Source organism: Arthrobacter sp. SIMBA_036 (assembly GCF_046535135.1).
Lineage (GTDB): Bacteria > Actinomycetota > Actinomycetes > Actinomycetales > Micrococcaceae > Arthrobacter.
The window spans coordinates 1-11,361 of sequence record NZ_JAWRXG010000023.1; the positions used below are offsets into that span (position 1 = coordinate 1).

The window sequence follows — 11,361 nt, forward strand, 5'->3', positions numbered from 1 at the left end:
TCCCGACTCACCGGGGAAGTGTCACCTGAGAACGATGTCCCGACTCACGTGTGAACTATGTCGTGAAACTACACACCTCATCTGCCACCCAAGAAAAATCCCCGGAACCACTGGTTCCGGGGATTTTTTGTGCTTCGTCGGATTCCGGATTATCGGCCGAATTAGCCTTGGGCTTTTCGGAGCTCGGCGATTTCCTTACGCAGGGCCGCGATCTCGATGATCAGGTCCGCCAGTTCAGCCCGGACAGGTTCTTCGGCGGCAACCAGCTTTTCCTCCGCCGCCGCTGCAACACCCTCGGCGTTCTCCTCGATCTGCTGAACGAGCCAGGACGCAATCGCTGCGGTGACGATACCAAGGACGGCGATGCCGCTCATCATGAGGGCGGCAGCAACTATCCGGCCAATGGGAGTTACCGGATAGAGGTCTCCGTAGCCGACGGTGGTGATGGTGGTGATGGCCCACCAGGCGGCATCCCCAAAGTTGAGGATCTTGGCGCCGGGAGCATTTTGTTCCACATCAAGCACCCCCAAGGCGCCAATGAGGACCAGCATGGAAGCCGAGCCTGCGACGTATGTTGCGACCCGTCCCCTTAGCGACTCGCCGACTGTGCGCTGCAGGACTGAGAGCAAGGTGACCAACCGGAGCAGCCTGAGTGGACGAAAGAAGGGGAGCACCACAATCAGGAGTTCGTGCAGGTTCCGGATGAACCACCGCCAACGGTCCTCGGCAAGCCAGAGGTTGATGAAGTAGTCAAGGGCAAAAATTCCCCAGGTAATCCACAGGACAATCTCGAACGGCGTGCCGGCGGGCCCTTCTACCCGGCCGATGACTTGCCACGCATAAGCCGTTAGGAAGATCAGGGCCGTGGCCATCAGGGGCCATTCAACGAGGGCCCGGTAGCGCGCTTGGGTCATAGGGGAATTTTAGTCACTCCTCTTTGAAGCGTGACCCCTTGCCCAGCCCAACCCTGTCACCCGGTCCAACCCTGTCAGGCGGCGGGAAGCTCCAGCCAATATCCGTCCAAGTGGTGTACCAACTGGCGCCCCAGCCCACCTTTGAGTTGGATCCAGAGGGTGCTTCGGTCCTCTGTCATGCCGTCGATGGTGCCCTCGATGCGGTTGCCACGCGCATCGCAAAGCACGATCTCCTGGTGTCGGGCGAGTTCGGGCCACACTTCCGCGTGGCCTCTCTCGGTCTGAAGCGTGCTCAAGGTCCTCCTTGAATGCCGGCGTATGTCCGAGGATTAATACGAGTTCCAGACATTCTGCACGGAATTTATGAACCGGGGGTAAACGAAGAAAGTTCCAGATCATGTTACCGACCGGTAACATGACTGCATGCACCTGCTTCTTCGCACCCTCATGTTGTTGTTCACTTCCAGCAAACGGTCACCGCTGGGCGTGTGGGAACCGTCGTCGTTGGAGTTGAGGGTCCTCCCCACAGACATCGACATCGCCATGCACGTCAATAACGGCATGTATTTCTCCTTGATGGACCTGGGACGCTTCGATCTCATGGTGCGCAGCGGCATCTGGCGGCGTATGCGCAGGCGCGGCTGGACTCCTGTGGCCGCCGGTGAAACCATCGCGTTCCGGAAGTCCCTGCAGCTATGGCAGAAGTACAGCATCGAAACCCGGATTATCGGGCTGGACACCAAAGCGATCTACTTTGAGCAGCGCATGGTGGTGGCGGGGGAGATTTACGCACGTGCGCACATTGCCACACGTTTGGTCAGCAAGGGTAAACCTGTCACCCAAGAAGAGATCATCCAGGAGTTCGGGGCGCCTCCCGTGGACCTGGAACTTCCGGCATGGATTCACGAGTGGCGCGGAAACAACGCCCTCCCCGGGGCGCGTCGCTCCGCGCCTCATGACTGGAACTAGACGCCCACATCCCGTCGTTTCAGCGCCAGCGCTGCAATCACGATGAGGGCAGCCGAGATCCCCAGCAGTCCGGTCGCGGCTCCCCAATCAGCCCCGTTCGCCACCGGCGAGTTGCCGTAAGCCCAGTGATACGGCGATAGGTTCAGGAGCCATCCGACGTCGGGGCTCTGCCGCCCCACCGCGTTGAAGACATACCCGATAACCGCGACGGCCGCCCCGGCTGCGATGCCATAAACCTTGCGCCCGGTCAGCGCCCCAAAGCACAGCGCGGCCGTACCGCTGAGCAACGCCAAGCAGGCGAACAGCACCGTCGCGCCGAAAAGATGGCCGACGTCGATCTTCAGTTGCGAGGGTCCGTTCAGTCCCAGCACCAAGAGGAAGACGACGGCGGAGAGAACCGCGACGCGGACCAGCAGGGCCAACGCACGTTCCAACACCACCTGGATCCGGGTCACGCTGTGCGCGAGGGTCAACTCCAGCAGCCCCGACTCTTCGTCCCCACCCACTGCACCTGCGCCCCAACTGACGGAGGCCATGGACATGAGCAGGAAGCCGATGAGCCCGAAGAGGGTGGCTTGAGTGTAGCCGGGCCCGGTGGCGATCTGGTCGTAATTCAGCGCCTTGGTCATTCCCGCGGGCAGGGCATTGATGAGGTCCTGCATCTGGGAGCTGCCGCCAATGGAGGGGAAGATGGGCAGATACAGCATGCAGGCCGCTGTGAGGCCCAGGGCCCAGCCGAGGGTCGAGCGCCATGAATCGGTCAGCGCTTTGGTAAACAGAGGCAAGTAACTAGGCATGGTGGGCTCCTTCCCGCACGCTGGACGGCTTGGGGGTATCCTCACGGCTCGGAGAGCCTTCTGCGTAGAGGGTCAGCACGGCTTCCTCGAGGTCCGGTTCTTCCAGGACCAGTTCGCTGAGATTGAGGTGGGCCAACGCTTGGACCAAGGCTTGGACCTGTCCTGACAGGGTGGCTCTCGCCTCCACCGATTTGCCGGTGTGACCGCTTGCGGGCATTTCCCGCAGCACCACATTGTCCACGCCCGGCACCCGGGCCAGCAGCGCGCCGACGTCGTGCGCATCAGTGCCGGCGGCAGTGAACTTGACCTGCCGCACCGCCGCTGTCCTGAGGGCTTCGACCGTGGAGATGGTGACGATTTCGCCGTCGCGCAGTATCGCTACGGCGTCGGCAGTCAACTGCACTTCACTGAGCACATGCGAGCTGAGGAAGACGGTGGCCCCGCGGTCCATGGCCTCGCCGATCATGGCATGGAATTGTTGCTGGACCAGGGCATCCAGGCCGCTGGTGGGCTCATCGAGGATCAACAGCTCGGGGCGGTGCATGAATGCCTGCAGGAGGCCAAGCTTCTGTTTGTTGCCCTTGGACAGCTTCCGGGTCTGGCGGTCCAGGTCCAGGCCAAGGCGCTCGGCGAGTTCCTCGACGTACCGGGGATCCACAGGACCGCTGATAGCCGCGAAGTGTTCCACCATGCGGCGCCCCGTGGTCCTGTTCTCCAGGTGCAGTTCACCGGGAAGGTATCCGATTCTGCGGCGCAACGCTATCCCGCCCTGTTGCGGATCCTGCCCGAGGACGGAAATAGTTCCCGCGCTGGGCCGGATGATGTCCAGGAGGCAGCGCATGGTGGTGGTTTTGCCCGCGCCGTTGGGGCCGATGACTCCGAACACCGTTCCGGGTTCCACGGTGAGATCCAGCCCGTGCAACACCTCCCGGCGTCCGAACCTCTTGCGTAACCCTTCGACGACGATTGCCTGGGTCACGGGGCATGCTCCCTTCCTTGGGTGGTTGCGTCGTTGTGTTGCAGGGCATCCCGGGCCGCGTCCAGGAAACGCGCATCTGCGTAAAAGCCGTGGGTGTAAATGTCCAAGGCCGGGAGGGTCAGTTGTCGCAGCAGGTCCGGGCTGATTCCCCCGGTTTCACCGGAGTCAGTGCCTGGCCCGGAGTCGGTGCCCAGCGCCCGGGAAAGGTGCCGCCCCAGGACCAGCATCGCGAGGCTGTTGGAGGCAATGATCACCGCTGTAGACCTGACATCTTCGAAATCCCGAATGGTGCCGGCCTCGATGCCGGCCTCAATGATCCCTTGGGTTTGGTCCACGACGGCGTCGAAGAAAGCGTCTCCGGCGTCGGACTCATCGCCGAGCGAGCGGCGGATATAGGCGATCTCGTCCGCATACTGACCCGGGTGGTTCAGGTAGTCCTGGATGAGGTGCCTTGTTGAGGACGGGTCCGCTTTTTCCTTGCCTTGGCTGGCGGTTTGGGCAAGGACGTGCTGGTCGCACGCTTGCCGGAGTCCTTCTTTGCTGCCGAAGTGGTGGATCACCAATCCGGGGCTGACACCTGCGTCAGCGGCCACCGCGCGTACCGTGGCTCGGGAGAAACCATCGCGGCCGAAGAGGGCGATGGCCGCATCCCGGATGCGGGCCCTCGTCGTAAGATCTTCCACCGTTGAACGCATGTTTTACATACTAAACACTTGTTCAATCAGCGGCAAGGGTCCGCGGAAATCGGGTGTGCAGCACTTTTATTCCGCGTGACGCGGCAAGCGAACAACGGGCTCCCGCATGGGACATCGGCAAGCCGGGCGCGTACCGTTGAACCATGGCCACAGTTGACATCACCGGAGAACAGTTCGCATCGACCATCGAGGGCAATGACATTGTCCTGGTGGATTTTTGGGCTGCCTGGTGCGGCCCCTGCCGTCAGTTTGCGCCCACGTACGGCGCGGCGTCGGAGAAGCACGCCGACGTCGTCTTCGCCAAGGTGGATACCGAAGCTGAGCAACAGCTTGCAGCAGAAGCCGGGATCACATCCATTCCCACGCTCATGGCATTCCGTGACAAGGTGCTGGTCTTCTCCCAGCCCGGCGCCCTGAACGGCCAGCAACTGGAGCAAGTCATCGAAGCCGTCAAAGGCTTGGACATGGACGAGGTCCACGCCCACATTGCCAAGAGCCGTGCTGAATCCCAGGAAAGCTAGCGAGTCCCAGTATTGCGGAACCTCGGTACTAGAGGCGGACCAACTGAACCGGTTCGGCCAAGAGGGCGCTGAGCGATTCGTTCAGGTCCTGGACGGCGATGCCCTTGGAGTGCTTGTCAAGGAGTTCCTCGGATTCCCAGCGCTCAGTGAGCACCAGCTTCTCTTCAGTGGCTTCGGTCAGTTCGTAGCGGATGCAGCCGGGCTCGTTGACGACCTCGTCGATCGCGATTTCAAGGGCAAGCTTCACGCGGAAGAACTCGCCGTCGTTGGGAATGAACGTGGCCTGCAGGTCAATGGGTGAAGTCATGGCATCCACCCTACCTGCGCGACACGGCCGTTATGTCTTGCGCCTGTTCTGTTGCGGGCCCCGGCTTGGTAGCGTTTCGTCATGTTGTCCTATACCGCCGGAGACACTGACGTCCCGCTGCTCGATGAAACCATTGGCGTCAATTTAGAGCGGATTGCCGCCGAGTTTCCGCTAAGGGACGCGGTGATCGAAGCGGCGGCATCCCCGGGAGGGGACGCGCGCCGCTGGAGTTACCAAAAACTTAACGACGACGTCGATCGCCTCGCCCGGGCATTACTGGCCCTCGGTGTTGGCAAGGGCGAACGCGTGGGCATTTGGAGCCCCAACTGCGCCGAATGGACCATCCTGCAGTACGCCACTGCCAAGATCGGCGCGATCTTGGTCAACGTCAATCCCGCGTACAGGAGCCACGAACTGGAGTTTGTGGTGAAGCAAAACGGGATGCGGATGTTGGTTGCCGCTCCATCGGACAAAAACAACGAGTACGTGGGCATGGCCAGGGAAGTCGCCGGGACCTGCCCGGAGTTGCGCGAGCTGGTCTTCCTCCCCGGCGCACCGGAGCTCGGACTGGTCCAAGGCGTGCCGGAAGCCGGCCACGAACTGACCTACGGCGAGCTCCTGACCCGAGCAGACGGCGTCGGGCTCTCAGCGGTACGCGAGCGAATGGCGCAACTCGATCCGCACGATCCCATCAACCTGCAATACACCTCCGGCACCACGGGGTTCCCCAAGGGAGCCACCCTGACGCACCACAATATCCTCAACAACGGGCATTCGATTGGGCGGCTGCTGCGTTACACGGAGCACGACCGTGTGGTGATACCGGTGCCTTTCTACCACTGCTTTGGCATGGTGATTGGAAACCTGAACGCACTGAGCTTTGGAGCGGCAACGATTATTCCCAGCCGCGGATTCAGCCCCTCCGCGGCATTGGAAGCGGTGCAGGACTTCGGTGGAACGTCCCTCTACGGCGTGCCCACGATGTTCATCGCCGAGCTCGCCTTGCCGGACTTCGACTCCTATGACCTCTCAACGTTGCGGACCGGCGTCATGGCCGGCTCCTTGTGCCCCATCGAGGTCATGCGCCGGGTGATCGATGAGATGCACATGGTGGATGTGGCCATTTGCTATGGAATGACCGAAACCTCGCCGGTGTCCACCATGACCCGCGACGGCGACACCTTGGAACAACGCACCAGCACCGTGGGCCGGACCATGCCGCATTTGGAGAGCCGGATTGTTGATCCGGGCTCGGGGGAAGAGGTGCAGCGCGGCGTAATAGGGGAACTGTGCACACGGGGTTATGCGGTGATGCAGGGGTATTGGGGTCAGCCGGACAAGACCGCCGAAGCGATTGACGGCGAAGGCTGGATGCACACCGGGGATCTTGCTCGGATGGACGAGGACGGGTATGTCGTCATCGAAGGGCGCATCAAGGACATGGTGATCCGTGGCGGTGAAAATATCTACCCGCGCGAAATCGAGGAATTCCTGTATCTGCATCCCTCCGTCCAGGACGTCCAGGTGATCGGCGTCCCGGACGACAAGTACGGCGAGGAGCTCATGGCCTGCATCATCCTCAAACCCGGCGCATCCAGCATCACCGCCGAGGATGTTGCGGAGTACTGCCAAGGCAAGTTGGCGCGCTACAAGATTCCCAAGTACGTGGACGTCCGGGAGAGCTTCCCGATGACGGTCTCAGGCAAGGTCCGGAAAGTGGACATGCGCGAGGAAGCCGTGGCCCGCCTGCATCTGTAGATCTGTAGACCTGTAGACCTGTAGACCTGTAGACCTGTAGACCTGTAGACCTGTAGACCTGTTGCCTTAGTGGCCGCGGTGATCCTGGACCGTCATCCTTGGTCCGAACGTGGGCTTGCGGAAACCGCTCAGGTACAGCATCCGCACCAGCCGCTGCCGTTGCCCGCGCCAAGGCTCCAACAACCGGAGCATGCCGGGGTCATCGGTCTTCCGGCCGGTCAATGCGTAACCCACATAGGCCGCCAGGTGGTAGTCGCCTACAGAGATCGAGTCAGGGCATCCATGTGTTCGCTGCACCACCTCCGCGGCCGTCCAGATCCCGATGCCGGGAATGGTCTGCAATTTTGCCCCGGCTTGGGTTGAGTCCAGGGCAGTGAGCCGTTCAAGCGCGACGGCGCTCCGCAGCGCCCGCATGACGGTGGCCGAACGCTGTGGTCCAACTCCGGCTTTGTGCCATTCCCAGGATGGAACGGCCAACCAGTCGCTGGCGGTGGGCGGCACCAAAAGTCCCACGGGCGTCCTTGGACCCGGAGCGGGTTTTCCGTAGCGGTACATCAAGTACCGATAAGCCCGCCTCGCCTCGAGGGTGGTGACCTTTTGCTCCAAGATGGTGGGCACAAGTGAGTCAACCATCCGGCCGGTGGAGGGTAACCGCACTGCCAGGTTCCGGCGTCGTGCTTCCCTGACGATTCGGGGGAGCGTGGCGTGGAAGTCCGGAGCGTCAAAGGCCGACCAATCATCTCCCGCGCCCAGCAACCCGGGAACGCCGGCGACGGCGTCGGCCGCACCGGGGCCCCATGCCTGCGCATCGACGAAAGCATCGGCGGCAAGGCCAGCGGAGGAGAGCCGGAGCGTCACGGGCCCGGAGGGTGTTGTGAAGGCCATCCAGAAGCCGGCGGAGTCATTGGCGAAGGAGGGATCCGCAGCTCCGCGCATCAGCGGGAAGAGGGTCTGGTCCAAGCGGAATGGACTGCCAGGATGCCACCGGGCGGCCGCATCTGCTGCCGCAGCAACACGTGATGGGGCCTCTGCGATGGTCATGTTTTCATCGTCCCACGCTTGGCCGACATTCCACCAAGGGGACCTCTTACAGTGATGGCCCTACAGGGCTAGACTCCCGAATGTGGCGCGGGAGGGCCGCGCCTCAACCCTCTAAAACAGGAGCGCGAGTCATGGCCGGAATTGTGCATTTCGAGATTCCCACGGAGAACACGGAGCGGGCAAACACCTTCTACCAGAGTGCTTTCGGCTGGAACCTCAGCCCGATGCAAGGCATGGAGTACACGATCGCCATGACCACGCCCTCTGATGAAAAGACCGGCATGCCTACCCAGCCGGGCGCCATCAACGGGGCCCTGTTCCCACGCACGGATAACCTCAAGACCCCGATCCTCACCATTGACGTGGACGATGTCGATGCTGCCCTTGGCCAGGTGGAAACGTCCGGAGGTTCGGTTGTCCAAGGCAAGGAAACCATTCCCGGCATGGGCTACTACGCCTACTTCAAGGACACCGAGGGCAATATCCTGGGCGTTTGGCAGTCGGACGAAAGCGCGGGCAGCTAGCCCGAGGACTGTGACGTCACCGTCGGGGAGAAAGCCGGGGAGAAAGCCGGGGAGAAAACTGTCAGCGGTCAGGCGGTAGCTTTGTACCTATGAAGTACGCGCAGTCCGTGTTGGACCTCATCGGCAATACGCCCCTCATCAAGCTCAACCACGTCACCGACGGGATCAAAGCAACCGTCTTGGTGAAGCTCGAATACATCAATCCCGGTGGATCCATCAAAGACCGGATCGCCGTGAAGATGATCGAGGACGCGGAGAGGGACGGCCGGCTCCAGCCGGGCGGAACCATCGTTGAGCCGACGTCGGGCAATACAGGAGTAGGGCTGGCGCTCGTCGCCCAGCAAAAGGGCTACAGGTGCATTTTCGTGGTGCCGGACAAGGTGGGCGAGGACAAGCGCGCTGTACTCGCTGCCTATGGCGCCGAAGTCGTGGTGACGCCTACCGCCGTCGCCCCCGACAGCCCGCAGAGCTACTATGGCGTTTCGGACCGCTTGGTCAAGGAGATCCCCGGCGCCTTCAAGCCGGACCAGTTCTCCAACCCCGCGGCCCCGGGCAGCCACTACGAGTCAACGGGTCCTGAAATCTGGCGGGACACCGACGGCAAGGTGACGCACGTGGTCATCGGTGCGGGAACCGGCGGCACCATCACCGGCACCGGGCGCTTCCTCAAAGAGGTTTCGGCTGACCGGGCAGCGTCCGACGGCGGCCCCGTCAGGATCATCGGCGCCGACCCGGAAGGTTCTGTCTACTCAGGCGGAACCGGCCGCCCGTATTTCGTGGAAGGCGTAGGCGAGGACATGTGGCCCGCCAACTACGACGCCTCCGTCCCGGATGAGGTCATTGCGGTTTCGGACGCCGACTCGTTCTCCATGACCCGTCGGCTCGCCCGCGAAGAAGGCCTGCTGGTCGGTGGTTCCTCCGGCATGGCCGTGGTTGCTGCGCTTGAGGCGGCCAAGGACTTGGACGAGTCCGCGGTGGTTGTCGTGATCCTGCCGGACTCCGGCCGCGGGTACCTTGCCAAGATCTTCAACGACCAGTGGATGCGTTCCTACGGCTTCCTCTCCGGCGGCGAGGAAGCGTCCGTGGGAGAAGTGCTCAAGTCCAAGACGGGGGAGATGCCGGACCTGGTCCACATCCACCCGAACGAGACAGTCCGGGACGTTATCAACATCATGAACGAATTCGGCGTCTCGCACATCCCGGTCCTCTCACAGGAGCCGCCTGTTGTCATGGGCGAGGTTCTGGGAGCTGTGGACGAGCGCAGCCTCACTTCCAAGCTTTTCCGCGGGGAAGCCAAGCTCACCGATAAGATCGCCGAGCACATGGGTGACCGCTTACCCGTTATCGGCTCGCTGGAAACCATTTCCGCCGCGCGCGAGCTCTTGTCCGACGTCGATACCCTGATGGTGACGTTCGTCGGAGCGCCCGTGGGAATCGTGACCCGCCACGACCTTCTGGCGTACCTGAGCAACTAGGCGCCCGATCCAACCGTCCAACGAACACAGAGGAGCTTCCATGTCTGCCAACAACAAGGCCGGGTTCAACACGCGCGCCGTCCATGCCGGGCAAGCCTTCGAGCCGCGGACCGGTGCCGTGGTGCCGCCGCTGCACTTCAGCTCGACCTACGCGCAGGATGGCATCGGCGGTTTGCGCTCCGGGTACGAGTACGGTCGCGGTGGGAACCCGACGCGCGACGCCCTCCAAGAGCAGCTTGCCGCCTTGGAAGGCGGAACGGCTGCATTCTCCTTCGGCTCCGGCCTCGCTGCCGAAGACTCACTGATCCGGGCGCTTGCGCGTCCGGGTGACCACATCGTGCTGGGCAACGACGCTTATGGCGGTACCTACCGCCTCATCAGCCGTGTCCTCGGCGACTGGGGCGTCGGGAACACCCCCGTGGACATGTCCGACCTGGACGCTGTTGCCGCTGCCGTCGCTGCGAACAAGACGCGGATGGTGTGGGTTGAAACCCCGTCCAACCCAATGATGAAGATCACCGATATCGAGGCGCTCGCCGCCGTAGCGCACGACGCCGGTGCCCTCCTGGTGGTGGATAACACCTTCGCCTCGCCCTACTTGCAGACACCGCTGGCCTTGGGTGCCGACGTCGTGGTCCACTCCACCACCAAGTACATTGGCGGCCACTCCGACGTCGTCGGTGGCGCGATCGTGGTCAAGGATGCTGAGCTCGCCGAGAAGATCGGGTTCATCCAGTTTGCCGTGGGCGCTGTGTCCGGGCCGATGGATGCGTTCCTGACCACCCGTGGCCTGAAGACGCTGGGGGTGCGGATGGACCGTCACAGCGAGAACGGCCAGGCTGTGGCCGAGTGGCTGCTCCAGCGCCCCGAAGTAGAGGCTGTGCTGTACCCGGGGCTTCCGGACCACCCCGGCCACGAACTTGCTGCCAAACAGATGAAGAAATTCGGCGGCATGGTGTCCGTTCAGTTCAAGGGCGGCGAGGCGGCAGCCCGCACCGTCGCTGAATCCACCTCCGTCTTCACGCTCGCGGAATCGCTGGGCGGCATCGAATCGCTGATGAACTACCCCTCGGAGATGACTCACGCGTCGGTGAAAGGCACGGAGCTGGCCGTCCCGGTCAACCTCCTGCGTCTATCCTGCGGCATCGAGGAAGCCGAAGACCTGATCGCCGACCTCGAACAGGCATTCGCCAAGATCAGCTAGCCGTGACCGAATTCCGGACCCTGTTCGCCCAGCTCGCCGCTCACCGGTAGGCAGGGCGAACACGGTCCGGATTCTGCCGTCAAAGATGTCACCGTAAGGTCCCTGTTGCCTCACGTCAATAGGTCCGGGAAGCGTGGTTCGTTGCCTCATGTGAAAAGGTCCGTTTCGGGGCCTTGT

At 62.4% G+C, this 11,361-nt stretch carries 13 protein-coding genes; 6 read left to right on the top strand and 7 right to left on the bottom strand.

Annotated features, from left to right (window positions below; translation table 11 throughout):
* Window positions 1-161: 161 nt before the first annotated feature.
* Both SB659_RS18745 and SB659_RS18750 read right to left on the bottom strand, forming a co-directional pair.
* Window positions 162-914, bottom strand: coding sequence for a potassium channel family protein (locus tag SB659_RS18745; RefSeq protein WP_410551477.1), 753 nt, complete (start codon window positions 912-914; stop codon window positions 162-164).
* 74 nt (window positions 915-988) lie between these two features.
* Window positions 989-1,210 carry a hypothetical protein gene (locus tag SB659_RS18750; RefSeq protein WP_410551478.1) on the bottom strand — a complete coding sequence of 74 codons (222 nt, stop codon included), beginning with the start codon at window positions 1,208-1,210 and terminating at the stop codon, window positions 989-991.
* A 127-nt stretch (window positions 1,211-1,337) separates the two neighbouring features.
* Between SB659_RS18750 and SB659_RS18755 the strand changes: the two genes are divergently transcribed.
* Window positions 1,338-1,883 carry an acyl-CoA thioesterase gene (locus tag SB659_RS18755; RefSeq protein ID WP_410551479.1) on the top strand — a complete coding sequence of 182 codons (546 nt, stop codon included), beginning with the start codon at window positions 1,338-1,340 and terminating at the stop codon, window positions 1,881-1,883.
* On the opposite strand, the gene SB659_RS18760 is transcribed toward SB659_RS18755, so the two are convergent.
* The 3 genes from SB659_RS18760 to SB659_RS18770 are packed head-to-tail and all read right to left on the bottom strand — an operon-like array spanning window position 1,880 to window position 4,354.
* The gene (locus tag SB659_RS18760) at window positions 1,880-2,680 is read right to left on the bottom strand and encodes an ABC transporter permease subunit (protein WP_410551480.1); all 801 of its coding nucleotides are present in this window, start codon (window positions 2,678-2,680) and stop codon (window positions 1,880-1,882) included. The two genes, SB659_RS18755 and SB659_RS18760, sit on opposite strands and share 4 nt — an antisense overlap.
* Complete coding sequence (locus tag SB659_RS18765) at window positions 2,673-3,659, bottom strand: ABC transporter ATP-binding protein (RefSeq protein WP_410551481.1); 987 nt, start codon at window positions 3,657-3,659, stop codon at window positions 2,673-2,675. Before SB659_RS18765 ends, SB659_RS18760 begins: the two co-directional genes overlap by 8 nt.
* Window positions 3,656-4,354, bottom strand: a complete 699-nt coding sequence (locus SB659_RS18770; RefSeq protein ID WP_410551482.1) for a TetR family transcriptional regulator — start codon at window positions 4,352-4,354, stop codon at window positions 3,656-3,658. The genes SB659_RS18765 and SB659_RS18770 overlap by 4 nt, the downstream gene beginning before the upstream one ends.
* A gap of 143 nt (window positions 4,355-4,497) precedes the next feature.
* Here SB659_RS18770 and SB659_RS18775 point away from each other — a divergent pair, with 143 nt between their 5' ends.
* Window positions 4,498-4,875, top strand: coding sequence for a thioredoxin family protein (locus tag SB659_RS18775; RefSeq protein ID WP_284976300.1), 378 nt, complete (start codon window positions 4,498-4,500; stop codon window positions 4,873-4,875).
* 28 nt (window positions 4,876-4,903) lie between these two features.
* Here the strand turns inward: SB659_RS18775 and SB659_RS18780 are convergent, their stop codons facing one another.
* Window positions 4,904-5,182, bottom strand: a complete 279-nt coding sequence (locus SB659_RS18780; protein ID WP_410551483.1) for a putative quinol monooxygenase — start codon at window positions 5,180-5,182, stop codon at window positions 4,904-4,906.
* 81 nt (window positions 5,183-5,263) lie between these two features.
* On the opposite strand from SB659_RS18780, the gene SB659_RS18785 reads away from it, so the two are divergent.
* The gene (locus SB659_RS18785; protein WP_410551484.1) at window positions 5,264-6,940 is read left to right on the top strand and encodes an AMP-binding protein; all 1,677 of its coding nucleotides are present in this window, start codon (window positions 5,264-5,266) and stop codon (window positions 6,938-6,940) included.
* Between the two features lie 66 nt (window positions 6,941-7,006).
* On the opposite strand, the gene SB659_RS18790 is transcribed toward SB659_RS18785, so the two are convergent.
* A complete protein-coding gene (locus SB659_RS18790; protein ID WP_410551485.1) occupies window positions 7,007-7,981 on the bottom strand; it encodes a DNA-3-methyladenine glycosylase family protein in 975 nt (324 codons plus the stop codon).
* 131 nt (window positions 7,982-8,112) lie between these two features.
* On the opposite strand from SB659_RS18790, the gene SB659_RS18795 reads away from it, so the two are divergent.
* From SB659_RS18795 to SB659_RS18805, 3 genes are all read left to right on the top strand, one after another.
* Window positions 8,113-8,505 carry a VOC family protein gene (locus SB659_RS18795; RefSeq protein ID WP_284976304.1) on the top strand — a complete coding sequence of 131 codons (393 nt, stop codon included), beginning with the start codon at window positions 8,113-8,115 and terminating at the stop codon, window positions 8,503-8,505.
* A gap of 89 nt (window positions 8,506-8,594) precedes the next feature.
* Window positions 8,595-9,980: a cystathionine beta-synthase gene (locus tag SB659_RS18800; RefSeq protein ID WP_410551486.1), complete on the top strand. Its 1,386-nt coding sequence runs from the start codon at window positions 8,595-8,597 to the stop codon at window positions 9,978-9,980.
* Window positions 9,981-10,020: 40 nt separating this feature from the next.
* Window positions 10,021-11,184 carry a cystathionine gamma-synthase gene (locus SB659_RS18805; protein ID WP_410551487.1) on the top strand — a complete coding sequence of 388 codons (1,164 nt, stop codon included), beginning with the start codon at window positions 10,021-10,023 and terminating at the stop codon, window positions 11,182-11,184.
* Window positions 11,185-11,361 lie beyond the last annotated feature (177 nt).

Excerpts from the sequence above, each read along its gene's own strand:
- SB659_RS18745 (WP_410551477.1), bottom strand. The coding sequence starts at position 914 with ATGACCCAAGCGCGCTACCGGGCCCTCGTTGAATGGCCCCTGATGGCC.
- SB659_RS18755 (WP_410551479.1), top strand. The coding sequence starts at position 1,338 with ATGCACCTGCTTCTTCGCACCCTCATGTTGTTGTTCACTTCCAGCAAA.
- SB659_RS18760 (WP_410551480.1), bottom strand. The coding sequence starts at position 2,680 with ATGCCTAGTTACTTGCCTCTGTTTACCAAAGCGCTGACCGATTCATGG.
- SB659_RS18770 (WP_410551482.1), bottom strand. The coding sequence starts at position 4,354 with ATGCGTTCAACGGTGGAAGATCTTACGACGAGGGCCCGCATCCGGGAT.
- SB659_RS18775 (WP_284976300.1), top strand. The coding sequence starts at position 4,498 with ATGGCCACAGTTGACATCACCGGAGAACAGTTCGCATCGACCATCGAG.
- SB659_RS18780 (WP_410551483.1), bottom strand. The coding sequence starts at position 5,182 with ATGACTTCACCCATTGACCTGCAGGCCACGTTCATTCCCAACGACGGC.
- SB659_RS18785 (WP_410551484.1), top strand. The coding sequence starts at position 5,264 with ATGTTGTCCTATACCGCCGGAGACACTGACGTCCCGCTGCTCGATGAA.
- SB659_RS18790 (WP_410551485.1), bottom strand. The coding sequence starts at position 7,981 with ATGACCATCGCAGAGGCCCCATCACGTGTTGCTGCGGCAGCAGATGCG.
- SB659_RS18795 (WP_284976304.1), top strand. The coding sequence starts at position 8,113 with ATGGCCGGAATTGTGCATTTCGAGATTCCCACGGAGAACACGGAGCGG.
- SB659_RS18800 (WP_410551486.1), top strand. The coding sequence starts at position 8,595 with ATGAAGTACGCGCAGTCCGTGTTGGACCTCATCGGCAATACGCCCCTC.
- SB659_RS18805 (WP_410551487.1), top strand. The coding sequence starts at position 10,021 with ATGTCTGCCAACAACAAGGCCGGGTTCAACACGCGCGCCGTCCATGCC.